The following is a 25,153-nucleotide window of genomic DNA, read 5'->3' on the forward strand; positions in this document are numbered from 1 at the left end:
ATAGAATCGAATAGGAAGATTAGAGCACATGCGCGGCGTGAATAAAGTTATTTTAGTTGGTACTTTAGGTAAAGATCCTGAGACAAAAACATTTCCCAATGGTGGTTCATTAACGCAGTTTTCAATTGCGACAAGTGAATCTTGGACAGATAAAAACTCAGGTGAACGCAAAGAACAAACAGAATGGCACCGTATCGTCTTACATAATCGTTTAGGTGAAATTGCACAGCAATATTTACGTAAAGGTTCAAAAGTTTATATTGAAGGCTCTTTACGTACCCGTCAGTGGACAGACCAAAATGGTCAAGAACGTTACACGACTGAAATTCGTGGCGAACAAATGCAGATGTTAGATTCTAATAATCGTCAGCAAAGTGAAAATGGTGGTGAAGGTTATAATCAACCACGTTTTAATAACAACCAAGGCGGTGGTTATGGCAACCAAGGTGGTTATAACAATAATAATCAAGGTAGCGGTTATGGTAACCAAGCTGGTTATGGTAATAACAACGTTAACCAAGGCTTCCAAAAGCCACAAAATCAACCAGCGCCGAAGCCAATGGCGACAGCACCATCTGATTTAGATGATGATTTACCGTTCTGACACATACCTGAGAGTAGTTTTTGTTAAATTTTAATGTTTTTTATTATTTAACAATGAATCAAATAGTTAAAAACCCTTTGTATAACAAAGGGTTTTTTGTTTTTATGGTGATATAGTAAAACGTTTGTTCATAGTTGAATTAGGGATAGTTGAATGAAAGACGGGATTATATTTTTAACTTGTGTGCTGTGTAGCAGCATGAGCTTAGCACAATCACCACAATGGACCATGTTTGATCGGGATGATGGGGGCTGGTCATATATTGATAAAACGACTATTAAATCACTCGATCAAGCCTCGCATATTTTTGAAATTGACTATAAATATGTGTATGAACATGGCGTACCCTCATTAAACATCAAACCCAAGGGCTACATACAAGCCGTTCATCAAATTGATTGTCAAAATAAAGCCAGAGCCTATGTCAAAAGCCAGCGTTTTACGCCGCAAGGTAAAGCCGTAGATGATAATAATTCATTCGATACGATTTATTTTGAACCCATGTCAATGCAACTTTCTAAAAATATTAAGTTAATTGAAATGTTATGCATTAAATAAAATTTATTAAAGACTTTGTATAACGCTACAACTTATTGAGATTTGATGCGAATCCATGAGTGATCCTTCAAAGCCTTTTTAAATAACAAGGCTTTGAAGGATAGTTAACCTAAAATTAGAATTTACCATTCATAACGTAAACGGAATAAATGCATATCTGGGGTTTGGAACGTATCATGTGTATATAAACGTTCATAATCAAATCCAAAACCATGGTTAAATCTAGCTGCTATACCAACACCGAGATCACGGCGTTTAAACTCTGAGCCACTGGTATATTCAAGTTGATTTCCCATGATATAGGGCTGAATGAATTTGATACCGTATTCTTCAATCTTGAAGTGCTGTCCCGCATAAAATTCAACGCCATAAGCCTCAGTATTCAGCAATGATTGAAGTTGAAAATCGCTCGATTCACTGTAAGCATCAAAATTTGGAACTAGATTTTTATACCAACCAGCGCCAAAGCTAAGCATCCATTTTCCATCAAAATAAAATAATGAACTTGCCCAAATTTCTTGCTTTAAATCATGTTTATCTTGTTGATTATTCAGACTAGCATCGTTGTACTTCCATGAGGTCGCCCAACTTAAATTTTTATTTAAATGCACATCAACTGCCAATTCGGCACCATTTTTACGTTGATATTGCACATCCGTATCTGCGACCGTCGTACTATCCTTGAACAAATAGCTGGCATATAAGTTTGCTTTATCCGTTTTGAGCTCATAACGTAAAGTTTTATGAGCTGCTTGCGTACCATCTGTATAAGCGACAGGGCTCCACGTTTGGGGCTGAGCCAAGGTTGAGTAATTCCATAGGTCAGTTTTGGCACCTACAATGTCGTAATAAATACTATAGATTTTTCCAAATTTAACGGTACCGTACGCTGAATCACGCAGACCAATATACGCCTGTTCGGTGGTGATGTTTTCATCAGAGGAACGGTAATGACCGTCCCAATCCAGCATCTTGGGAAGATTGATATAGTTTTGATAGCCTGCAATTAAATGCAAACGTTCATTCCATGCATAATCAGCATTGGCATACATACGGCTATTTGAGCTATAGCCATCTCTGCGATATTTCTGATTTTCGTTAGATTTATCGTAATGATCGAAATTTAAGGCTTGTAGGCGAATACTACCAGACGTGGTGAGTTTTAAACGATCGGATTCACTCACAATTTGCTGTTCATCAATGAGTGTTATCTCGGCAAATGTAAGATTTGAAAAAATAAAGGTGCAGGAAAGCAATAGCTTGTAAAAGCATGGTTTTGACATAGTAACATCCGTGTGACTAAATATAAATTAAGCTGGTGATTCTGCTGATTAAAGCTGAGTAGAAATTAGGTGGTCATTGTCGATTTAAAATATCGTTCCAAAATGGAGTAGTGGTTAGTGTCTACAAAACTCAATAGATGCGTGAATTCAGGCTCTAGTTGCTGTCGAATTTGATAATATTTTTGGCTCTGCCATTTCAGTTCTGGTAACTCATCGAGTCCATACGCAATCGTACAGGGCTTAGCAAAGTGCGTAGAATGTTCAACTGGACTTAAGTTTTTAATGTCTAGCTCAGATAAATTTAGCGCCTTGTTTAAATGTGTTTCTTGAATCGGTTTTAGGTCATAGATCCCACTGAGTAATACTGCTGAACCAATCAGGGGGTGATCTAAATTTAAAGCAGCTAAATGGGCACCGGCAGAATGCCCAACCACAATGACATTGGAGCTGATCCAAGTTTGTTTGTGGATATAATCGAGCGCTTTGCGAATTTGTAGATTAATCAGATTTAAACTACTTAGAGGTGCTAAATCATATTCAACCAACACACATTGAGCATTTTGCTTTAAAACAAATTCAGCAACAAAGGCAAAATCCCTTTTTTCACACCATTGCCAATAACCACCATGTATAAAAATAACAGTAGTATTGGTGGCAACAGGCGTGGGGAAAAAATCCAGTGTAGATCTTCGCTGAAAGTCATACTGTAAATCGGCAATATGATGGTGTTGTTCATAAGTTGCTTGGCTCATTTTTTTAAAATCAGACAAGATCTGATTTTCATCCACCACAGTTTTCGAGTTGTCATAGAGCATGATTTACAGCTCCTTTACTAGGCTTGTTCATTTTCAGTTAATTGATGCTTTAACGATGATTTCTTCATTTGATAGAAAATGATTAACATCACGATAAAAGGCACGCCAAACTGGAGAGTTGATTTAAATTCTTGCGTAAACCATGTGGTAAGCGTGATTGCAAGAATTGCAAACAAACCAATAAAGGAAATATAACGACTACCAGGAATGCTGTATTTGAGGTGGATATTATTTTTTGCTAAGTTCTTTCTAAAGAAATAGTGTGTGGCAAAGATCGCCCCCCAAGTAAATAAAGCTCCAAACATGGACAGTGCAATCATGATTGGAAATGCTGATTCGGGATTAATGCTATAAACAATACTCGCCACGGCAATACCTGTTGCCGAAAGTAGCAAGGCATTGATGGGCACCCCATTTTTACGAATTTTACCAAACAGCTTAGGTGCATCTCCTGAACGTGACAAACTGAATAACATACGCGTTGAGATATATAACATGCTGTTCATTGCGGACAGTGCTGCCACAATCACAATGAAGTTTAAAATATGATCAGCAAAAGGAATGCCGACAATTTGCATAACAGACACGAAAGGACTGGTTGCACCTGGTGCTATCAATTGAGTCCATGGAACGAGAGTGACAATTAAACTCAGCGATAGTAAATAAAATAGAAATAAGCGAATCGCAGTGCTTTTGAAAGCGTATTTAACTGCTTTTTCAGGATCATTGGCTTCACCTGCAGCAACCGCGATCATTTCGATACTGAGATAACTAAAAATAGAAATAATGACACCAATCCAAACACCTTTAAATCCATTTGGCATAAAGCCATCATGTGCAGTGAGATTGTGAGTTAGCGCTTGATGAGGATTTGGATCTTGCGTCAAAATACCTATTGCCAACAGAATAAACACAATGATGGCAAACACTTTGATCGTCGAAAACCAATATTCAACTAAGCCAAATGCCTTGACACTATAAGCATTTACTGCGAGAAGTACGGTTGAAAAAAACACGATCCAAATACCTGAACCGACATGAGGAAACCAAAGTTTCATATAGTCAGCCACGGCGGTAATTTCTGTGCCTACAGCCAACACGATACATGCCCAGTAGCTATAACGAACTAAGAAACCAGAAAGTGGATTTATATAATGTTCAGCGTAAGCACCAAACGAGCCTGAAGTGGGGTGTTGTACAGTCATTTCTGCCAAGCAAGCCATTAGTGCAAAAGCAATTAATCCGCCGATCGCATAGCTTAGAATGACAGCAGGTCCTGCAAAACTAATGGCAAATTTACTACCCATGAATAGACCGGTGCCAATGGCACCGCCTATTGCAATCATGCCCATTTGTTTAGCGGTTAATTTTTTATGTAATCCTGCTTCGCGTGTTTGAATTTTATCGAAGTTACTCATAAGCCCTCCTGGCCATGGTGATATAAAGTGAGTAACTGAATTAAGTTACTTGACCTCGCACCGAATATTTTTCATTTTTCCATTCTTCATTCAGCATCACTTGTTTAAGATGTTGAACAGCATGCCAAATGTCTTCATGGCTTAGGTACAAAGGTGTGACCCCAAATCTGAGCACGGCTGGCTCTCGGTAATCTCCAATCACACCACGTGCAACAAGCGCTTGGACAATGGCATAACCGTGTTCATGGCAATAACTCACATGACTACCACGCTGTAAATGATCGATTGGTGTAATTAACTCAAAACCAAATTCAGCACATTCCTGTTCAACCAATTGAATAAAGAGATCTGTTAAATTTAGAGATTTTTCTCGGATCTTTTGCATGTCAGTTTTTAAGAACACATCTAAACCACATTCGATCAAACTCATGGACAAAATACTTTGTGTGCCACATAAAAAACGACGAATGCCTTGAGCTGGCTCGTAGTGATCAGCCATATCAAAAGGACGTTGATGCCCCCACCATCCTGAAAGAGGTTGCCAAAATTTATTTTGGTGTTTTGCATTTACCCAGATGAGAGCAGGAGAACCTGGTCCACCATTAAGGTATTTATATGTGCAACTTACGGCAAAATCACTTTGGGTCTTGTTTAAATCGATTGGCACAGCACCTGCAGAGTGACATAAATCCCAGATGACCAAAGCGTTATATTGATGAATCGTTTGGTTGACCTGTTCCATGTCATAGAAATATCCTGAGCGGTAATTGATATGTGACAACACCACAACTGCCGTTTGATGGGCTTTCAGAATGGTTTCTAATTCATCAGGATGTTCGATTAAAACCAGTTGGTAGCCTTTTTGAACAAGGTCAATATAACCTTCAATAATATAGAGGTCAGTCGGGAAGACGTCCTTTTCCGCAATAATCACTTTACGTTCAGGAGCGATTTCAGCTTGGATTTTGACAGCAGCAGAGAGTGCTTTAAATAAGTTGAGTGTGGTTGAATCAGAGATCACCGTTTCGCCTGGATTTGCCCCAATGAGCTGAGCCACCTTATCACCTAACCGAGTCGATAATCCCCACCAATCCGCTTTGTTCCAGCTATTGATGAGATCTTCCCCCCACTCTTGGCTCACCACTTCTTGAGCACGTGTTAAAGCAGATTTAGGGCGTGCACCAAGGGAATTTCCATCTAGATAGATAGTATTCTCAGGTAAAGCAAATTCATTTTTTAAATGTTTCAGTTCGTCTTCAGCATCCCATGCTTTGCATTGATCTAAGGTAATCATTTTTATCCTAACTCGGTCCGTGTTATTTCATTCGATTTTATCACGGCATTTTTTCATATTTATCCGATAATTATGCTTGAAATTGCATGAAAACTGGATAGTATTCGAATTAAATATAAAAAATCAGGATGATATTTAGGAATGAATTTAGACCTCATTGATCATAAAATTTTAAGACTGTTACAACAAAATGCACGACTAAGTCATCAGGAATTGGCAGATTTAGTGAATCTTTCTGCTTCAGCTTGCCATCGCCGTGTCAAAATTTTAGAAAACAATGGAGTCATCGAAAAATACCAAGCAAAAATTAATTATGAAAAATTGGGTATTCAGGTTGAGGCGATTGTCGAAATTAAACTCAATCAGCTGACCGAATCAGATCATCAGCATTTTCTGAGCCAGATTCGTAATTTTGATGAAGTGATCAATGCTTTTATCATTACAGGGGATTCGAATTACGTTCTCTTTGTGGCCACCAAAGATTTAAATGGGTTTTCCCAGTTTATTATTAATAAGTTAAACAAAATTAAAGGCATAGCCAACATTAATTCTAAAATTATTCTTGAAAAAGTGATCGAGAAGACCTTCATGTGATCATTAATTTTTTTTGAAAAAAAGTGAATCCGTATTTTAAAATCAATCTCGAATTGATTTTACAAGCGATATTTTTTTTATGAGTTAAAACACATAAAACTGCTATTATGGTTCATCTTTTTTTTTAAAATAATTCTATGAACGAACATTACAAATATATATACACTAAATTTAGTTTTTTTGGTTCATTACCTACATATAAGGTGTTTCTGAATGAACAAAATAAGATCGTAAAATGGGTCTTTGCTGATAACTCTTTTATCTATGGGTATATATCTGATTGGGCATTGAATCATTCTGGTTTAGATGTGGGAAAGGCTACTTGGGCTGAAGAGTCGACATTATTACTAAATAATGAAAAATTTAAACTCAATTTGTATAGGTCTTTACATCAAAAATTTAAAACAGAATTATCTGAATAATTTATCTAGTAACGATAATGATTTTATAGTTTTTGATAAAAATAAATTATTTAGATTGCTATATATCTCAAATTAGCGTACAAATGCACTTGTTGATGCGGGATGGAGCAGTCTGGTAGCTCGTCGGGCTCATAACCCGAAGGTCGTTGGTTCAAATCCAGCTCCCGCTACCAATTAAAAACTAATTTAAAAGTTTACAACCTAATTGCGGTCGATCTGTAGTTAGGTTTTTTTATTAAAGAAAATTAAATCAATAAATCAATTAAATATGTGTTATATTGGTTTTCTAGAATTATAATTTTATTGTTTACTAATTTTATTTTGATCTGATATTAATTACATCTTTCATTCTATTAAAAGTCTATCTTCAAAATTATTTTCTAATTATTCATTACATAATATAGGAAATAAATGATGTCTAATTTAACAACTGGTACAGTTAAGTGGTTCAACGAAACTAAGGGTTTCGGATTTATCGCTGTAGATAATGGTCAAGATGTATTTGCTCATTTTAGTGAAATTCGAGCAAATGGTTTCAAGAATCTAGTCGAAGGACAGCGAGTTCAATTTGTTGTACAACAAGGTCAGCGTGGCTTACAAGCAAGTGATATTGTAGCTATTTCATGAATACCTCATTAATTGAGGTGAAAGATCAGTTTGAAGTTAAATATGCAGTGATAGGTACATTTAATACTTCGCAGCATGCTTCGAACTTATCTCAAATAAATATTAAATTTATCACTGTTGATAATGAAAATATAAGACCTAGTTTTGATTTAAATTTTCATAGTTTAAATACTGGTAAAATTTACCAGCTCATTTAAATATTAAAATTAAACCATAAAGTATTTTTTATGGTATAATCATTGTTGATCGAATCCGTAAGCGAAACGGAAGTGTTTAGATAGAACTTAGAATTGCGTATTCTCAATTTATAGATTTTAATATCTATGATGTCTAAACAGTTAACGCAGAGCATGAACTCGCACCATGCCGATCTTAGAAGTCCACAATCTCATTGTGGGCTTTTTATAATTAAATACATGCTAATGTAAAATTGTAATTTGAATTATAGGCTTGAGCCTCTTCGATATCAGAATCCATACTCTCGATTTAAATATTTAATATTATTTTTAATTTTACATGAGCTCATTAATGAGTAAGTGAAAATGAATATCTCTAATGGCTGGACTACAGCAAAAGCAGTGAATGGTGAAACCATTCGAATTAACATTATCCCATTTCATAAAGTTCAAAATACGATGAGAGGGCAAATTCTTGTAGAAGTTTCTAAACAAGTTGAAGTCGAATCAGGTGAAGTATTTGAAATAAACTTAGATGGCCGATCTTTTTTCTTGGGATTTAATAATCTATATAAGATTATGATTTAAAAATATTTTTCATAAATGATGCTATTTTTAGTAGTAAAACCTTTAAAGATCATCAAGATAAATTTAAGAAAGCGATACAAAATCACAGACTCTGGTCTCGAGAGGATATAGTAGCAAGTATCCCAGCATAAAAATAAGAGAAGCCTAGATTCACTATCTAGGCTCTTTTTTTAGGTAGTCATGATAGGTTTATTGATCGAATTATTTTGATTGGTCTTAAGTAAATATACCGTGAATAATCTGAGCACAGTTCATCATAGAGCTTTTAGACTCGTAATTCGAGCGACGTTAGATCGCTACTTGATTTATTTCTATTGATGACCTTGAGTAATTTGATACAAAGTTAATTTTGATTTGTCTAGAGAATTGCTATTCTTGAGCTAGCGCTTGAAAATTTGAAATGTGAAACCGCCATACATATTTGTAAAAGTAATTCTATGAAAGATAATAAAAATGGGAAACAAACTTTGAGTAATGAACGGTGTCCTTTTGAAACGTCACTCCCGATACTACAAAAATCTAAGTTGGGGTATCATTTCTTTAGAGTGCAAAACTCACATATATCCATGGATCTTATTGAACTGATTCGTGGAAGAAAGTCATGATCGGTGTAATCGATGTAGCAACCAATCAAATTGAAACACTTGACGAAATGGTGAACACTTTGCGTAAAGTTTTGCAATTTGTCGATGCTGATAAGCTATACCCTTCAACCCACTGTGGAATGATACCACTGTCTCGTCACGTGGGACGTGACAAACTTGAAGCCTTAAGTATGGGTTCAGCGATCTTAAACTAAGAAGTTAGTGCTTTAGCTGAGTTTATTTTCTACATTCAAGATGGATCATCTGTGCAATCACCTATATCCTAGGTTCGCACGAGTTTAGCAATTTATATTTGAGAAGAGAAAAATGGTTGAAGCTTCAGACTACAGAAACGCAATGTCTTTATTAACCACTGCAGTCAATATTATTACAACAGCTGGTGAAACAGGACAGCATGGTTTCACGGCTTCTGCTGTATGTAGCGTTACTGATTCACCTGCTACGCTTTTGGTGTGTATGAATCAATCATCCCGATCTCATCAGTATTTTATTGAGAACAAAGTTTTATCTGTCAATGTGCTCAGTTCTCAACATGAGTCTCTTTCAAATGCTTTTGCATCGAGTCAATTGAGTGCAGAACAACGTTTTGGATTAGCCCAATGGGGTAAATTGAAAACAGGTTGCCCGGTCTTAAAGGATGCTTTAGTCAGTTTTGATTGTGAGATTGAGCAAATTCAACGAGTGGGCACACACAGTATTTTTATTTGCCGAGTTGTAGCCATTCAACAAAGCTCGCAAGAGGAAAGTCTTGTCTATTTTAATCGATCTTATCATCAGGTGAGTGCAGAAGAGGAAGTTTAATGAGCTAGAGCAGCAAGATTTTCAATCGTTTCTTATAATGATTATAGAAATAGATCAGCGTTTGATTAATGATCTGGGGAAAGATGGTGAATCGTAAGCCTCGAACAGTGAGCTTTCATAGTGTGAGGTTAAACCCAATGGATATTACTCGAATCGTTTATGGTCATACAGAGTGAATGATCTTTCTCTTTGGGATGAAAAAAGAAAAGTATTATTTTCAAAAAATTGAAACCAATTAAATAAGTTTTAAAAAAAATAATCAGTGTTTTATATTTAATTTATTCTCTTAAAGAAATATATTAACTTTTAAATCTAGAAATTCGATTGTTTTTATAAATACTTTCGGTTTTACCAATCCAATCATATTTTGTATTCTCTATTTCAACGAAGCAACACTCTCACAAAGAAATAGAGGAAAACACATGAGTTTAATCAATACTGAAGTCAAACAATTCAATGCAACTGCTTATCAAAATGGTGAGTTCATTGAAGTTTCTGAGCAAGATTTTAAAGGTAAATGGTCTGTTGTCTTTTTCTATCCTGCAGATTTTACATTTGTATGTCCAACAGAATTAGGCGATCTTGCTGATAACTATGCTGAATTCCAAAAGTTAGGTGTAGAAATTTATGGTGTATCTACAGATACTCATTTCACACATAAAGCTTGGCATGATACTTCAGATGTGATTGGTAAAATTCAGTATCCACTTATTGGTGACCCAACGTGGACATTGTCTAAAAACTTTGATGTATTGATTGAATCTGAAGGTTTGGCAGATCGTGGTACATTTGTAATTGATCCTGAAGGAAAAATTCAAATTGTAGAGATTAATGCAGGTGGTATTGGTCGTGATGCTCAAGAACTTCTTCGCAAAGTGAAAGCGGCTCAATATGTTCATGCTCACCCAGGCGAAGTATGTCCTGCGAAATGGAAAGAAGGTGATGCTACACTTGCACCATCAATCGATCTTGTTGGTAAGATCTAAATTAAGTTGAAAAGTAAAGAACCAGCACGATGTGCTGGTTTTTTATTAAGAGGCATAACCTTCTTGATTTTGTGCTGCTTGCCGTAAACCTTCAACCAAGTGGTCGATGAGTTTTTCCATCACGAGTCTTTGTCCTTTACGTGATGCATAAACGAGTTGCACAGTCCCTATATTTGAGCACCAGTCAGGCAAGATGTGTATAAGCCGTCCTGCTGCCAAATCCTTTTGCACTGTAAGATAAGGTAGATCTGCAATACCTAATCCATCCATTACTGAATAATACACACCAGCCAAATCATTACTTTTAATACGTGGTTGTAATGGAATTTCAATGAGATCATGCCCTTCAATTCGGTGCAAATTCCATTGATAATGAGTTTTTTGAGTTCCTAAAACAATTGTTGGAAAATCATTGATTTCAGTTGGATATTCTAAAACGCGACCCTGTAAAAGCTCAGGGGTTGCCACTAAACAATGAGTGGTTTTGATGACATCACGAACCACGATGGTGGAGTCTTCATTGGCAGAAAAATTAGTTCTGATCGCCAAGTCAATATCATCGTGCAATACATCTACGCGTCGGCTGGTTAATTCCATCTCGACTTGAACTTGTGGATAGCGCTTCAAAAAATCATTGAGTAAAGAGCGAATTTGATAACGCATCATTACGGGTGGGCAACTAATTTTAACTAGACCCTGAGGTTCACTTTTCTGTTTAAGTAAAACATTATGAGCGCAATCAACTTGGTTGATTACTTTTTCACATTCTTGAAAAAATTCTTGACCTAAAGGCGTTACTTTGAAATGGCGAGTAGAACGTTGAATGAGTGTGACATTAAATTTTGCTTCGAGTTCTAAAATACGTCGACTAAGCTTTGATTTAGTTATATTTGACGCGTCACTAGCAGCACTGAAACCGCCGTATTTAACGACCAAATAAAAATAGTAATAGTCATCAAATGAATGCAATTTTCACCTCGACGCCTGATCTGATAAAGTTTAAGCATAGGTTAAACTAAGCCGTTCAAGAAATCATCTTGGGTTTTGAATATGGTAAAAAAAAGCGACCCAAAGGTCGCTTTTATTAAATATTATTTTTTAGTGGTGTTCTTTACATAGCTAACCATTAAGTTTTTATAGTCAGGAATATGCTCACCGAATAAAGCACCTAAACCTTCGATATCATTACGCCAGTCACGATGTAACTCACCTGCAGCACCAAACCATGTCATAAGTTGAGCACCTGCTTGAGACATGCGGTTCCATGCAGCATCGCGCGTAATTTGGTTGAATGTACCAGATGCATCAGTAATCACGAATACATCAAAGTCTTCAGCAAGAGCTGAAAGTGTAGGGAATGCAACACATACTTCAGTCACAACACCAGCGATGATCAGTTGTTTTTTACCTGTCGCTTTAACAGCATTTACAAAATCTTCGTTATCCCAAGCATTGATTTGACCTGGACGCGCGATATATGGAGCATCAGGGAACATTTCAACTAATTCTGGAACGAGTGGACCATTAGGACCATCTTCAAAACTTGTTGTTAAAATTGTCGGCAAGTTAAAGTATTTTGCTGCTGCTGCGAGTGCTAAAACATTGTTTTTAAACTTATCAGGATCGATATCACGTACAAGAGAAAGAAGACCTGTTTGGTGATCGACTAAAAGCACTACTGCATTATCTTTATCTAAACGAACGTAAGGTTTGCCCATTATTATTAGCCTCTATGATGTTAGTAAGTGTGAATACGTATCAATGAACTCGTATTCAGTCACTAGTTATATTAGACTGAAAATGAGATAAATTTGTGACCATTTTTAGGATAATTAGTCTTATTAATAGGAATATTGTAATAATGAATTTCAAATTTCAGTGAATAGTCACATATATGAATTAATTTAGATTATTATAATCATAAAAATAGGAATCTGTGTGGCAGTAAAGCTCTTTTTATTTTCTGTGCAAAGTCTAAAATGAGCGCATGTTCATCCTATCGAATATAGGAGTAAAAGATGAAAAGAGTAATTGGGGTTTATCGTAACCAACATACACATTGGGTTGGTGATGGTCTGCCAGTGCGTAACTTATTTTCTTATGATCGCTTAGGTCAAGCACTTAGTCCTTTTTTGTTATTAGATTATGGTGCACCACATCACTTTGAGCCAACGACACGTCAGTTAGGTGTTGGTTCACATCCTCATCGCGGATTTGAAACAGTGACTATCGCCTACCAAGGTGGTTTGGCACATAAGGATTCCAGTGGTGGTGGTGGTGTTATCGAGGCAGGAGATGTGCAATGGATGACTGCTGGGGCTGGATTGGTTCACGAAGAGTTTCATTCTCCTGAATTTGCTCAAAAAGGTGGAATTCTTGAAATGGCACAGCTTTGGGTCAATCTACCAGCCAAAGATAAAATGACTCAACCACGTTATCAAGCGATCACATCTCATGATATTCCAACAATTACCATGGATGATGGTGCTGGTCACATCCGTGTAATTGCGGGTGAGTTTGGTGGTCATTATGGTCCTGCTGAAACATTTACTCCAATAAATGTGTGGGATGGTCAGCTTAAAGCTGAGTATGAAACATTCATACATGTTCCTGTAGATCACAATGTATTGGTTGTAGTGTTGAATGGTGAACTCGTAATTAATGGGACTCAAAAAGTTCTAGACAGTTCAATTGTGATGTTTGCTCGTGATGGTGAGGCAGCAATTCAATTGCAAGCATATAAAGATACACAATTTTTAGTGCTTACAGGTGAGCCACTAAATGAGCCAATTCAAGGGCATGGACCATTCGTCATGAACACCAAAGAAGAAATCATTCAAGCTTTTCATGATTTCAATAATGGTAAATTTGGTGAAATTGCACGTTAATTGGAACGACAAAAGCGGAAATATCATTTCCGCTTTTTTTGTGATCATCATTTTAAAAAAATAAAGGACCTCTATCCCACACAACAGAGGTCCTTATACGCTGTAATTTATATTTATTTTCTAGATCACATTCTATTTGTGCTTCTTATTAATGTGATGTAGTTCTCATTTTCAAAGCAATGATAATGCATTTTTTTTAAGCTGTAAACTAAAAAATTAAATTATTGGTGAAAATATCTATTTTGTTTTTAAACATATTTTTTGATTTCTTAAAAAATACAAGTGTATTAAATATTTAGCGTATGACGAATAGTGTCGCAAGAATTTTACGTAAATTTATTTGATTAAAAATTAATCAAAAACAAATAAAATCTGGAAGTTTTTAATAGCAAGTTTCAAAGTGTTCTATCGCATAATTAAAAAAATTTTTAATGCTTGGATCATAATTTTGAAAATTGCAGTGATTGGAAGTGGTATGGCAGGGTTGGCAACTGCGAGAATTCTCAAGGATGCTGGTCACCAGATCACAGTTTTCGAGGCGCTTCCAGGGCGTGGTATGGATAGTTATAGTCTTGAGTATGAAGGTGGGATTATTGATTCGCCATTACGTGTCATGAATCCAATGCTCTGGAAAAATACATTGAGTCTTGCCACACATTTGGGTCTCAATACTTTTCCAGTACGTACCTATATGTCATGTAGCTGGTTATTTGAAGATAAAATCGATACTTGGCTGACAACATCACGTTCACGCATAGGCAACTTTCCAATCATTAACAATCGAAAAGGATTAAAGCAATATGGCATCCGTTTAGTGAAAGGGATGTTACAACTTAGATCTGCATTGAAGCAGTTTTTTAAATCTAAAAATCAAGATATCACTTTAGATGAGTTCGTTAAATATAACCAAATAGAAGAAGTATTTTGGAATGGGGCAGTCATGCCTGTCCTATTTACCATTTGTACATGTGATGCAAAAACCATTGGTGAATGGCCAGCAAAACCATTGTTGATTTTCTTACGCCAACTGACGGATGGAGATGCACTCCTTCGAATTCAAGGTGGGACGCCAGCTTTCGTTGATAAATTGCTGGAAGATATCGATTTAAGAAGTGGGCAGCCCATTACTCGTGTACAAGAGCAGGGTGATTTAGTCTATGTGGAAAATGAAGCAGGTGAATCTGACTTATTTGATCGCGTGATTGTCGCGACACCAACAACAAAAGTTTATGAGTTTTTAGATGCTGAACAGTTTGCGGATGATATTGCACTTCTCAAACAATTTAAGTTTGTTGATGGTGAATTGGTCATTCATACTGATTCAGTGGTAATGCCTGTGAAGCGTAAAGATTGGTGCGTATTGAGTTATATGATGGATCGTAAATTTACTAAACAGCATTTCACTGTTTGGCTGAATTCGATTGAGCCAACATTAGTGGGTAAATCTCCTGTTTTTCAAACTTGGAATCCAGTAATTGAGATTGATCCTAAAAAAGTAATACATAAAGTGAAGCTCACTAGAGCTGTTGTAGATCGTCATACTTTACCACTAACCCATGAGTTGAGTGCTCGTCACCAACAACAAGGTCGCAAAGTATTTTATTGTGGTTCTTGGTCATGTGATGGATTGCCAATTTTGGAGTCAGCGGTGACTTCAGCAATGGATATAGCAAAATTACTTGATGCGCCGTTACCATTTTTAGGTTTAAAGCCTAAGGTACAAGTTGCACCAGAGTTAGGATATTAAGGGATTGAATGAAGAAGCTCCAAGCATGGATGAAAGCACCTCAACATAAATATGCGATCAATGCAGCTTTATTGGGGGATCACCGTAATTGTGCTTGGAGTAATTTAGGTCTATGGCAAACTGACCAGCTGAATTATCCACAAGCCTGCGAGTTACTCGCAATAACCCTTGCTCAATCTATCGATTTAAATTCAAAAGATAAATTAATTGATTTAGGTTGTGGGCAAGGTGCTAGCTTAATTTTATGGAAAGAAAAATTTCAAATCGAATACTTGGAAGGAATTGAATTACAAAAATATTATGTAAATCATACGCGTAAGTTTTTACCTCATGTCAATCGGATCTCGCAGGGAACATTTTTAAATTTAGAATCTAGATCATTTGAATTTAAATTTGATGCGGCAATTTGCATCGATGCTGCTTATCACAGTAATTTGAATTTATTTCTTCGTTCTGTAGATGGTATTTTGAATTCAAAAGGACGCTTAGCATTTCATTATCTTGCTTTGAATTCAAAGTTCTATACTTTGAGTCCTCTAGCGCAATTGAAAGTTAAATTATTATTAAAAGCAGCTGACGTTCAACTGAACCATTTGCACTCATTCGATGAAATGCAATCAATCTTAGTGCAAACGGGTTTTAGAGATATACATATTCAAGATTTGAGTCACGAGGTATTTGCAGGATTTGCAACGTATATTCAGAGTGATATTTTTAAAAATAACATCCAAGCTCATTCGTATCACGTTTTAGATTTAGCAAAAATTAAGATGACAGCAAAGTTGTGTGCGAAACTTTATCAAGAGGGGATCGTGCGATATGTACAAGTGAGTGCAAGTAAAAAATAAATCATCAAAAACAACAAAGCCTCACTAAAAAGCGAGGCTAAGTATAAAATGGTGCCGGCACACGGATTCGAACTGTGGACCTACTGATTACAAGTCAGTTGCTCTACCAACTGAGCTATGCCGGCAACGTGGAGAGAATAATAGCGTTTTTTCACTAAAACGCAAGTCAAAAATTAATCGATTAATTAAAATTGAGCAGGATGAATTGTTTTTGCTTTATTTTTGATCTTCTTTTCTCCTCATTTTATAGTGATGCCCGTCGTAGCGTGTACAGGCATCTTGAGAGAATTTTATAGGATCAGCTATTTGTTTTTTAGAATACGATCAAGGTCTTGTGCACACTCTTCAAGAGTATAAGCCATATCAAATTGCATTTGAGGTTTTAACTCTTGTGCTAATTTTCTCCATTGCTCAATTAATCTTAGCGCTTTTTGAATTTTGTGTTTATTCACATCTTTAGCGATAGTGGGTGTGTAGCCACCACGTTTTGCGTTTTTAATTTGTTTTACATAGTTGGCGCTGTTATTCATATTATCTCCGGAATAGCAGGTTCTCTATTTTATAGGTGTGCAAAAATCATCTATTTGAATAACGTTGTTAGGTTGTTCAGCTCCTTAAGTATTGTTTTCATTAACTTAACATGATGTTGATGACAGTAAAATGAAGCGAGATACGTGCCAAAAGCGAAGTTTTAGGCGAAAAAAAACCGAATCATGAGATTCGGTTTTTTAAATTCTGGCGGTGAAAGAGGGATTCGAACCCTCGATACGCTATTAACGTATACACACTTTCCAGGCGTGCTCCTTCAGCCACTCGGACACTTCACCAAGGCGTGCGATGATAACTAAAAAAAAAGCAGATGCCAAGTTGAAACAATTGATTTAAAGAAAAAGTTTTTAGCCAGTGATATGATTGCCGAAAAATTCTGTCGAATGCATGAAGACTAAAATATGCAAAGCACTGCAAAAAAAGCCGCACTTCCTGCGGTAACATTGGCAGCATTAGGGGTGGTGTTTGGTGACATTGGAACCAGTCCTCTGTATGCATTGCGTCAATGCTTCCTTACGGCTCATATTGCAATTACTGAGGCAACCGTTCTGGGCATTTTGTCGCTCATTTTCTGGTGCATGATGCTCACCATCAGCTTTAAATATGTCTCAGTCATTATGAAGGCAGATAACAATGGTGAAGGCGGTATTATGTCGCTACTTGCCTTAAATCTACGTTCAACCCGTATTGCAGATCAGCGCAAAATTTATCTGATTGCCTTGGGCTTTATCGGTGCATCACTTTTTTTTGGTGATGGTATTATTACCCCAGCAATTTCTATTTTATCCGCGATTGAAGGTTTAAGTATTGCGACTCCGATGTTTAATCAATGGTTATTACCATTGGCCGTCGGTATTTTAACAGCACTGTTTTTAATTCAGCGCCACGGCACGGCGACCATGGGTAAGTTCTTTGGACCAATCACATTATTGTGGTTTGCATCTATTGGACTATTAGGCTTATGGAGTGTTATGCAAACACCGTTCGTGTTGGCAATGATCAGTCCGCATTGGGCGTTTGGCTTTATCATCAACCAACCTTTTGTTGCATTCCTCACGATGGGTGCCGTCATTTTAACGATGACGGGGGGTGAAGCACTATATGCAGATATGGGACATTTTGGTCGTATGCCTATTAAGCTTGCTTGGTTTGTGATTGTATTGCCAAGTCTAGTTTTTAACTATGCGGGTCAAGGTGCTTTACTTTTACGAGATCCAAATGCAATTGAGAACCCATTTTATCTGTTAGTCCCTGATTGGGCTTTATTTCCAATGATTGGTCTTGCAACCGCTGCTGCCGTGATTGCGTCTCAAGCGGTGATTACGGGCGTATTCTCAATGGTCAATCAAGCGATTCAATTGCGCTATTTACCGCGTTTAACCGTGCAACATACATCTGATGTTGAACAAGGACAAATCTATGTCCCGTTCATCAACTGGGTATTATTTATTTCAGTCATTATTCTCATTTTATTATTTGAAAATAGCGCGAATCTTGCCAGTGCCTACGGTGTAGCAGTGACCATGACGATGCTGTGCGGTACGATTTTAATTTCGATTTTAGCTTATGGCGTTTGGCGCTGGCCTGTTTGGAAAGTAGCCCTTTTTGCTGTGCCTTTATTGATCATCGACCTCATTTTTGTTGCTTCGACTTCTTTAAAAATTGTTGGTGGTGGATGGGTGCCAATCTTGATTGGTGCAATTGTATTTACCGTTTTAATGACGTGGAAAGATGGCCGTCAAATCGTACTCAATAAGCTTGAGTCTGATGCGTTACCTATTGATCTCTTTATTCAAAGTGTCAAGATGAGTGATGAAACGCTGATCGTTCCTGGGGATGCAATTTTCCTCACAGGAACACCTAATATCGTTCCACATGCGATGTTGCACAATATTAAGCATAATAAGGTTCTACACGAACGTAATATGATGATTACGGTCATTACTAAAGATGTACCTTATGTACCTGATATTGAGAGAATTCGTGTAGAAAAGATGGATAATCGATTCTTTAGGATTTTTGTATATTATGGGTTTAAAGACCAACCCAACATTCCAGTCGCGCTGAAAGCGGCATATGAGCAGTTAAATTTTGAATTTGATATGATGCAAATTAGTTTCTTTATTTCACGTGATCGTCTGATTCATACCGTGGGAGAAGGAATGGCGCCATGGCGTGAAAAATTATTTATATCAATGCAGCGGAATACCAGTCCTGTGAGTGATTTCTATTTAATTCCACCAAATCGCGTGGTCGAAATGGGAAGCCAGATCGAAATCTGAGTAAGCGTTTGCTAAAATTTTGGATATAAAAAACCGCCTCAAAGGCGGTTTTTTATTAAGCCTAATACCTTACTCAGCCGCTGGTGCTTCTACAGGCGCTTCTTCAGTTGCATTTACTTCAGGTTGAGCTGGAACTGCAGTTTGTGCTTGAGGAGCAGTTTCTTCTGCTTCAGCAGGTGGTAAGTTTCCAATAGGCGCTTTCGCATCAGCAGGCGCTTGTGTTGTAGCACCTTCAGAAATAACTTTCATCTGACCATTAGCTAATACTTCTTGTAAAGTACCAGGCTGACCATTCACTGTTGTTACGACTTTAGCTTTAGAAAGGCTTTCCAAAGTTTCGCCAGCTTGAACTGGTGGCTCAGCAAATGCACTTGCACTTGCCAAAGATAAACCCATTACTAATGCTGTCAAAGAAGTATGTGCTAATTTCATAGTGTCCTCACTTTCAATTCTTTTAATTTACTAAATAACTTTTATACCATCTCACAAGTAATTGATGTAATTCAATCAAATACACGTAAAACCTTAAAGAGTATTAAAAAACTATTCTATAAAAACAACAATTTGTTACTTATTTTGAGTGATATTTGAACGGAATGCGAAGATCCTTTATTCACTTGAAAATTCACTTGATGTACTTCAAATTCATAGCTTGTTAAGCTGTGGCCGGTTTTGAATAAAGCCCACGCATTGGGCCAGAAGTTGAACACGGAATGAATAGGTAATCTGAGTTTGAATAATATTGTGGTAAAAGCTGTATTAGGTATTGTTGCAGCAGGAAGCTTTGCAATTGCTTTCGGTCAAGAAAAGTTGTCTTCATATCTGCCATTTTCAGGTTCGGTTAATAATACAGCTTGTCTAAATCAATTTTATCGCCAAGAGCCACCTTATTTAATCAAAGAGAGCTTAAATAAAGATCGCTACCCATTATGCTTTAATGGATTCACCACTATGTATTCTGGTGTCTCAAAAACACCATTATGGGTAGCTGAATATCTGAATCCAGATCGGCTGAGCCAAAAAATAAAAAGAGAAGACAGTTTCCATGAGGAGACTCGTGTAGCAGAAAAGCATCGAGCATTATTATCAGATTATCGTGGGTCGGGATATGACCGTGGTCATATGGCTCCAAATGCTGATATGCCAAATAAAGCTGCACAGTACGACAGTTTTTCTTTAGCCAATATGGTTCCTCAAGCTCCGCAGAATAACCAACAAATCTGGCGAGAAATTGAGGAAGCGACACGTGCAATCGTTACGAAGCAGAAACATGATGTGTATGTGATTACCGGGCCTGTATATAGTGGCAAAAAACTGAAAACCATTGGACGCGGTGTTATTGTTCCAACAGCGGTGTTTAAAGCCGTATATATACCTAAAACAGGTGCTATTGGCGCATATTACGCTCCAAATAATAATTCACTACAGATGCAAGTGGTCAGTGTATGCCAGTTAGAAGAAGTGCTTGGCATGAATCTGTTTCCTCAACTTACATCTGAGCAAAAGCGTAATACTTATAAATTGCCATTAAAAGCCAATCAGGTCAAAGCTCAACAAGCGATAGAGTATTCGCACTGGGATGCCGAAAGCCAATGTGCAGTTGATATCTCAACAGATCAACTCAAAGCGCTGCAAAAAGAGTTTAGTAGTCAAAGCGTACCTGTCAATACAACCGTAACGAATCAAGAGGCTAAGATCGATGAACAAGCACAAGATGCAATCGTGAAAGAGTTGGTTCAAGCGTTGTTGCAATATTTATTACAAATCCTTAAATAAAAAAGCTCGAATTTGCCCTGAAGATTCATTTATCTTCAGGGATTGATATTTATAAACATAAAGAGATTTGCCATGTTTAAGCCTTTTGAAAATGGGACTGAGTCACATTCGATACATGATCTGACGCTTGAAAATGATCTTGATCGTGTGAGTATTTATGGCAACTTGCAAATCACCAAAGATCAAGCCGGTTTAGCCGCTGCGAAAGCGTTAAAACAATATTTAGATGCAATGGTCATCTACTTAGAAGATCAAAAAAATTTAGCAGAAAAAATAGAAACGACGGCTGAGAATGAAATAGAAAATCCTTTCTTGTGATTCATCAATCATCTTTAGACTGAAGACTTAAATTCACAATCATCAAGTGCGAATATGATGTTGAATACGCCACTGTTGGGGTGTCATCTTCATCCACTGACGAAATGCGCGTTGGAATGCACTTTGTTCAGAATAACTGAGCAATAACGAAATCTCATGTAAGCTGAGATAAGGATCTTGTAGATATTGAATCGCTAGAAGTTTGCGGACTTCTTGAACACGCTGCTGATAGGTATCACCTTGATTTTGTAAATGGCGCTGAAGTTGTCTGACGGACATTCCCACTTGTTCTGCGACAGTTTGAATTTGATAATTGTGTCTCTGTATTCCAATCAGAATGGCTTGCTGTAACCGCTCATCGATTTGTGTGTTGTTGGGGAGTCGACTTAACAAATCTTGAGCTTGTTGCATCAGGAGTTTTTGTAAAGTTTGATCAGCTTGTTTAATCGGTGCTTGTAGGAGCTGGCTTGGAAAAGTAAGCTTGACATGAGGCTGAGAGAATTTTACTTTGCTCTGAAAAAAACGCTCATAAATCGCAATATTTTTTGGTGCTGGAAAGCGAAAGTGAATTTCTTGAATATGTAAATGCTCAATACCCGCATAACGTTTTAGAAATTCAACCAATAATGCCATCGCAATTTCATCCGTGATTTGTGTCGACAAATGCATTGGCAAATCTTCCCAACGTACGCTAAATACGCCTTGCTCCAGATCAACGGCGAGAGGTGTACCATCATAAATTAAACGATGATATTCATGATAACGGGTGAGTGCTTCTGCTAGGTTATCGCATGATAAAGCGATATACGCGATAATGCCTAAATGTTGCGGTTTGACCCATTGAGCAATTTCTAACCCTAACGCAGGTTGTGGGTGTACTTCATAAATTTCATTTAATATTTCACGCCAAATGCTAAAGTCAAAGCGTTCGGCTTGCTGAATACTTGCCAATTTTGCAGAAATAGGGAGACCGCTCTCTTCACAATAATTATGTAAGAGATGTCCAAGTCCACCATGAACCGAGCCTGAATAATCCTTTATCTGCTGCATGTGATTAATACTTTTCTTGTTTTATCAATTGAAATCACGATGAGTTATTAAGCCTGTTTTTACAGTGCCATACAAGCGCTTTTTCTACCATACGACATTGAAAAATATGTCGTGATTTGTCAATGAAAATTTTATCTTGCGTCAATGGTTGAGAGCTTGAGTTAGATATATTGAAAGAAAAGAAACAGGGATTTTGAACATGATTAAAGGTTTTGTTGCAGGCTTAATCATTGCCAATGGATTTGAATGGGTCGCGCATAAATATGTTCTACATGGTGTACACCGTCCGGGTAAAGCGAGGTTTAGTCCTGTGCCTAAAAATATGGAATCTCATTGGGCACATCACCGTGAAGTTAGAACACAAGATTTCCATGATGAGGGTTATGTAGAGGGAATCTCAAATTGGCGAACAAAAAATGAAATCGTATCATTGGGAATTGTTGCTGCTGTATTTGGAACAGCATTTTATCCAATCTCGAAAGGCATGAGTTTATCCGTGTTTTATAGTGCTTGTAACTACTACTACACGCATCGCAGAGCTCACCTCGAACCTCATTGGGCAAAAAAGAAAATTCCTTGGCACTATGACCACCATATGAATGCCAATCAAGATGCAAATTGGTGTGTCACTAAGCCTTGGTTTGATTACATTTTAGGAACACGTGTCATTTCAACGCCAGATTTGAAAGAAGATAACCCTTTAGGGGTGCAGTTACCGTCTTTTATTTCAAAACGAGTCAATTATATCGTTGAACAATATTTCCCCGCAAAGTGGGTTGAGCAGAAAGCAGTGCGCTCCGAGATTTCAAAAAAAGCTTTGGCTATAGTGGAGTAAGCCAGATTAGATATGGAGTTGGCTGAATTGACATCTGGTTTGTCATGATTGGTCAATAAAATATGTAGCTTTTGTCAAGATTTCGTGCAGATCTGTCATTTATGATATGAGATGAATAAATCGGAGAATGAAAATCTGATGGTAGAACTCTCCAGTTTATCGCTTTGCATAACGAACCAAGCGCTGTTTTTTCTTGGTTTTTAGGGCCTTCGGGCTCTTTTTTTTGCAAAAAAAGAGGCATTTGCCTCTTTTTTATGGGGCATGATTAAAGACGCATTTCAATGCCTTGTTCAGCTAAATATTGTTTTGCTTCCGGGATAGTGTGTTGACCAAAGTGGAAGATAGAGGCTGCAAGCACTGCATCAGCACCCCCTTGTAAAATTCCGTCTGCTAGATGTTGAAGATTACCCACACCACCTGAAGCAATCGTTGGAATCGTTACACGATCATTAATCTGACGCATCAATGCTAAGTCATAACCAGCTTTTGTACCATCTGCATCCATTGACGTAATGAGCAATTCGCCTGCGCCGTATTCTGCCATTTTCACAGACCATTCAATCGCATCGATACCCGTTGGTTTGCGACCACCATGTGTGAAAATCTCCCACTTATTTTCACCCGTTTTTTTTGCATCAATCGCAACTACAATACATTGTGCACCAAAACGTTGAGAGGCTTCTTGAACGAATTCAGGATTAAAGACAGCAGCTGAGTTAATACTGACTTTGTCTGCACCAGCGTTAAGCAATAAACGAATATCTTCAACTTTACGAACACCGCCACCTACGGTCAGTGGTACAAATACAGTTTCAGCCATACGCTCAACCGTACGGTAAGTGGTGTCACGCCCATTAGATGTTGCAGTGATATCGAGAAAAGTAATCTCATCTGCACCTTGTTCGTTATAACGACGTGCTACTTCAACTGGGTCGCCTGCATCACGAATATCAAGGAATTGAACACCTTTTACAACTCGACCGTTATCTACGTCGAGGCAAGGAATAATACGTTTAGCAAGCATAATTTTTTCCAAAAATAACAGCCGATTATGAAACTTACAGACTTTGGTGCTACACCTTGGTAGTCGGAGCAGGTATTCTATCAAAATAATGTAAGTTTTTTCGCAGGTTTTTTTATGTCGGTTTATACCACTTTGACTTTAAAGGAAGTTCAGGATTTTGCTACGCCTTATGGATTAGAGGTGATTGACCTGATTCCGATTCAAGGAGGTATTCAAAATACGAACTATTTTCTAGTTTGTGCAGATCAAACCGAATTTGTTTTAACAATTTTTGAAGATATGGATGAGCAAGGCGCAGGTGAACTCGTCCCTGTACTTGAGCATCTGGGTCATGCAGGTCTCCCTGTGCCTGTACCTTTGAAACATTCAGGACGTTCGATTCAGATCTTAAAAAATAAACCTGCACAAATTGCGCCTAGAATGCGTGGCAAGCATCCTATGCCTTCATCACTTGAACAGGTTCAGTCCATTGCTATTGCACAGGCTCAAATACATGTGGCTCTCGATAACTTTCCCTTAGAGCGCGCAGAGTATCGTAATCATGATTATTGGTTAAGTGTGGCTCAGCAGCTTCGACCTACGCTAAATCCAGCCGATCAAGTATTATTAAATAGTTTGTTAGGTTTATATGACGCTCTTACCGCAATGTACCCTGATCGTCCACGAGGTTTTATCCATTCTGACTTATTTAGAGATAACACTTTATTTGAAGGGGCTACTTTAAAAGGGATACTCGATTTTTATGAGTTGAATAAAGATGAACTTTTGTTTGATATCGCCATTACGATGAATGATTTCTGTACAGAATATCCAAATGTTCATTTGAATGAGGAAAAGGCCTTAGCATTCTTGGAGGCTTATCAAAGTGTGCGTGAAATGACCAGTGATGAAAAATCATGTCTGGAGCTCTATTTAGCGATGGCAGCTGGACGTTTCTGGATGATGCGTTTGCTAGTGGCTCAAAAGAACAAAGAAATGGGGCGTGTTGGCGAGGATATTTTGCAAAAAAATCCTTTAGAAATGCGTAATATGCTGGTTGAACGATTAAAATTTGTAACAGCTTAA

26 protein-coding genes, 3 tRNA genes and 1 pseudogene are annotated in these 25,153 nt (G+C 37.4%); 18 read left to right on the forward strand and 12 right to left on the reverse strand.

Annotation, left to right across the window (positions count from 1 at the left end):
- Positions 1-28: 28 nt before the first annotated feature.
- Both ssb and AC1M86_RS03150 read left to right on the forward strand, forming a co-directional pair.
- Positions 29-604 (forward strand): single-stranded DNA-binding protein, encoded by a 576-nt coding sequence (gene ssb / locus AC1M86_RS03145; RefSeq protein ID WP_092766486.1) that lies wholly within the window; start codon positions 29-31, stop codon positions 602-604.
- A 153-nt stretch (positions 605-757) separates the two neighbouring features.
- Complete coding sequence (locus AC1M86_RS03150; protein WP_143047394.1) at positions 758-1,162, forward strand: hypothetical protein; 405 nt, start codon at positions 758-760, stop codon at positions 1,160-1,162.
- A 122-nt stretch (positions 1,163-1,284) separates the two neighbouring features.
- Here AC1M86_RS03150 and AC1M86_RS03155 read toward each other — a convergent pair whose 3' ends face one another.
- From AC1M86_RS03155 to kynU, 4 genes are all read right to left on the reverse strand, one after another.
- Complete coding sequence (locus tag AC1M86_RS03155; RefSeq protein WP_481607222.1) at positions 1,285-2,346, reverse strand: porin; 1,062 nt, start codon at positions 2,344-2,346, stop codon at positions 1,285-1,287.
- 164 nt (positions 2,347-2,510) lie between these two features.
- On the reverse strand, positions 2,511-3,260 hold the full coding sequence (locus AC1M86_RS03160) for an alpha/beta hydrolase (protein ID WP_481607223.1): 750 nt from the start codon (positions 3,258-3,260) through the stop codon (positions 2,511-2,513).
- A 17-nt stretch (positions 3,261-3,277) separates the two neighbouring features.
- Complete coding sequence (locus AC1M86_RS03165) at positions 3,278-4,678, reverse strand: amino acid permease (RefSeq protein WP_180028467.1); 1,401 nt, start codon at positions 4,676-4,678, stop codon at positions 3,278-3,280.
- A gap of 40 nt (positions 4,679-4,718) precedes the next feature.
- The gene (gene kynU, locus AC1M86_RS03170) at positions 4,719-5,972 is read right to left on the reverse strand and encodes a kynureninase (RefSeq protein WP_481607224.1); all 1,254 of its coding nucleotides are present in this window, start codon (positions 5,970-5,972) and stop codon (positions 4,719-4,721) included.
- Positions 5,973-6,113: 141 nt separating this feature from the next.
- Between kynU and gigD the strand changes: the two genes are divergently transcribed.
- The 8 genes and pseudogenes from gigD (at position 6,114) to ahpC (ending at position 10,771) form a co-directional block, all read left to right on the forward strand.
- The gene (gigD, locus tag AC1M86_RS03175) at positions 6,114-6,566 is read left to right on the forward strand and encodes an Lrp/AsnC family transcriptional regulator GigD (RefSeq protein WP_092766480.1); all 453 of its coding nucleotides are present in this window, start codon (positions 6,114-6,116) and stop codon (positions 6,564-6,566) included.
- A gap of 518 nt (positions 6,567-7,084) precedes the next feature.
- A tRNA-Met gene (locus tag AC1M86_RS03180) sits at positions 7,085-7,161 on the forward strand.
- Positions 7,162-7,402: 241 nt separating this feature from the next.
- Positions 7,403-7,615: a cold-shock protein gene (locus tag AC1M86_RS03185; protein WP_035267602.1), complete on the forward strand. Its 213-nt coding sequence runs from the start codon at positions 7,403-7,405 to the stop codon at positions 7,613-7,615.
- Positions 7,612-7,812 (forward strand): hypothetical protein, encoded by a 201-nt coding sequence (locus tag AC1M86_RS03190; protein ID WP_092766478.1) that lies wholly within the window; start codon positions 7,612-7,614, stop codon positions 7,810-7,812. The genes AC1M86_RS03185 and AC1M86_RS03190 overlap by 4 nt, the downstream gene beginning before the upstream one ends.
- A gap of 345 nt (positions 7,813-8,157) precedes the next feature.
- Positions 8,158-8,379: a hypothetical protein gene (locus AC1M86_RS03195; protein ID WP_035267598.1), complete on the forward strand. Its 222-nt coding sequence runs from the start codon at positions 8,158-8,160 to the stop codon at positions 8,377-8,379.
- Between the two features lie 365 nt (positions 8,380-8,744).
- A pseudogene (locus AC1M86_RS03200) lies at positions 8,745-9,178 on the forward strand (uroporphyrinogen decarboxylase/cobalamine-independent methonine synthase family protein); the annotation flags it as partial.
- A 112-nt stretch (positions 9,179-9,290) separates the two neighbouring features.
- Complete coding sequence (locus tag AC1M86_RS03205) at positions 9,291-9,785, forward strand: flavin reductase family protein (protein WP_035267597.1); 495 nt, start codon at positions 9,291-9,293, stop codon at positions 9,783-9,785.
- Between the two features lie 422 nt (positions 9,786-10,207).
- The gene (gene ahpC, locus AC1M86_RS03210; protein WP_481607225.1) at positions 10,208-10,771 is read left to right on the forward strand and encodes an alkyl hydroperoxide reductase subunit C; all 564 of its coding nucleotides are present in this window, start codon (positions 10,208-10,210) and stop codon (positions 10,769-10,771) included.
- A 45-nt stretch (positions 10,772-10,816) separates the two neighbouring features.
- On the opposite strand, the gene AC1M86_RS03215 is transcribed toward ahpC, so the two are convergent.
- Both AC1M86_RS03215 and ycaC read right to left on the reverse strand, forming a co-directional pair.
- Positions 10,817-11,740, reverse strand: coding sequence for a LysR substrate-binding domain-containing protein (locus AC1M86_RS03215; RefSeq protein ID WP_092766475.1), 924 nt, complete (start codon positions 11,738-11,740; stop codon positions 10,817-10,819).
- 122 nt (positions 11,741-11,862) lie between these two features.
- Positions 11,863-12,489, reverse strand: a complete 627-nt coding sequence (gene ycaC / locus AC1M86_RS03220; protein ID WP_035267592.1) for an isochorismate family cysteine hydrolase YcaC — start codon at positions 12,487-12,489, stop codon at positions 11,863-11,865.
- Between the two features lie 300 nt (positions 12,490-12,789).
- Here ycaC and AC1M86_RS03225 point away from each other — a divergent pair, with 300 nt between their 5' ends.
- The 3 genes from AC1M86_RS03225 to AC1M86_RS03235 all read left to right on the forward strand — a co-directional run bounded on the left by AC1M86_RS03225 (position 12,790) and on the right by AC1M86_RS03235 (position 16,254).
- Positions 12,790-13,659 (forward strand): pirin family protein, encoded by an 870-nt coding sequence (locus AC1M86_RS03225; RefSeq protein ID WP_481607226.1) that lies wholly within the window; start codon positions 12,790-12,792, stop codon positions 13,657-13,659.
- 448 nt (positions 13,660-14,107) lie between these two features.
- The gene (locus AC1M86_RS03230; protein WP_481607227.1) at positions 14,108-15,406 is read left to right on the forward strand and encodes an FAD-dependent oxidoreductase; all 1,299 of its coding nucleotides are present in this window, start codon (positions 14,108-14,110) and stop codon (positions 15,404-15,406) included.
- Positions 15,407-15,414: 8 nt separating this feature from the next.
- Complete coding sequence (locus AC1M86_RS03235) at positions 15,415-16,254, forward strand: methyltransferase domain-containing protein (RefSeq protein ID WP_481607228.1); 840 nt, start codon at positions 15,415-15,417, stop codon at positions 16,252-16,254.
- A gap of 49 nt (positions 16,255-16,303) precedes the next feature.
- Here the strand turns inward: AC1M86_RS03235 and AC1M86_RS03240 are convergent.
- From AC1M86_RS03240 to AC1M86_RS03250, 3 genes are all read right to left on the reverse strand, one after another.
- A tRNA-Thr gene (locus AC1M86_RS03240) sits at positions 16,304-16,379 on the reverse strand.
- A gap of 177 nt (positions 16,380-16,556) precedes the next feature.
- Positions 16,557-16,784 (reverse strand): hypothetical protein, encoded by a 228-nt coding sequence (locus AC1M86_RS03245; protein WP_035267585.1) that lies wholly within the window; start codon positions 16,782-16,784, stop codon positions 16,557-16,559.
- A 206-nt stretch (positions 16,785-16,990) separates the two neighbouring features.
- Positions 16,991-17,081: transfer RNA gene (locus AC1M86_RS03250), tRNA-Ser, on the reverse strand.
- 123 nt (positions 17,082-17,204) lie between these two features.
- Here AC1M86_RS03250 and AC1M86_RS03255 point away from each other — a divergent pair.
- Positions 17,205-19,085, forward strand: a complete 1,881-nt coding sequence (locus AC1M86_RS03255; RefSeq protein ID WP_481607229.1) for a potassium transporter Kup — start codon at positions 17,205-17,207, stop codon at positions 19,083-19,085.
- A gap of 69 nt (positions 19,086-19,154) precedes the next feature.
- On the opposite strand, the gene AC1M86_RS03260 is transcribed toward AC1M86_RS03255, so the two are convergent.
- Positions 19,155-19,517, reverse strand: a complete 363-nt coding sequence (locus AC1M86_RS03260) for a hypothetical protein (protein WP_228133254.1) — start codon at positions 19,515-19,517, stop codon at positions 19,155-19,157.
- Between the two features lie 300 nt (positions 19,518-19,817).
- Here AC1M86_RS03260 and AC1M86_RS03265 point away from each other — a divergent pair, with 300 nt between their 5' ends.
- Positions 19,818-20,861, forward strand: coding sequence for a DNA/RNA non-specific endonuclease (locus AC1M86_RS03265; protein WP_481591881.1), 1,044 nt, complete (start codon positions 19,818-19,820; stop codon positions 20,859-20,861).
- A gap of 72 nt (positions 20,862-20,933) precedes the next feature.
- Positions 20,934-21,179, forward strand: coding sequence for a hypothetical protein (locus tag AC1M86_RS03270; protein ID WP_179999072.1), 246 nt, complete (start codon positions 20,934-20,936; stop codon positions 21,177-21,179).
- A gap of 42 nt (positions 21,180-21,221) precedes the next feature.
- Here AC1M86_RS03270 and AC1M86_RS03275 read toward each other — a convergent pair whose 3' ends face one another.
- Positions 21,222-22,229: an AraC family transcriptional regulator gene (locus tag AC1M86_RS03275; RefSeq protein ID WP_035267577.1), complete on the reverse strand. Its 1,008-nt coding sequence runs from the start codon at positions 22,227-22,229 to the stop codon at positions 21,222-21,224.
- A gap of 199 nt (positions 22,230-22,428) precedes the next feature.
- On the opposite strand from AC1M86_RS03275, the gene AC1M86_RS03280 reads away from it, so the two are divergent.
- Positions 22,429-23,064 carry a sterol desaturase family protein gene (locus tag AC1M86_RS03280; RefSeq protein ID WP_481607230.1) on the forward strand — a complete coding sequence of 212 codons (636 nt, stop codon included), beginning with the start codon at positions 22,429-22,431 and terminating at the stop codon, positions 23,062-23,064.
- Between the two features lie 265 nt (positions 23,065-23,329).
- Here the strand turns inward: AC1M86_RS03280 and hisF are convergent, their stop codons facing one another.
- Positions 23,330-24,088, reverse strand: coding sequence for an imidazole glycerol phosphate synthase subunit HisF (gene hisF / locus AC1M86_RS03285; RefSeq protein WP_035267573.1), 759 nt, complete (start codon positions 24,086-24,088; stop codon positions 23,330-23,332).
- 114 nt (positions 24,089-24,202) lie between these two features.
- On the opposite strand from hisF, the gene AC1M86_RS03290 reads away from it, so the two are divergent.
- Complete coding sequence (locus AC1M86_RS03290) at positions 24,203-25,153, forward strand: homoserine kinase (RefSeq protein WP_481607231.1); 951 nt, start codon at positions 24,203-24,205, stop codon at positions 25,151-25,153.

This window comes from Acinetobacter sp. ANC_7654, assembly GCF_056779855.1.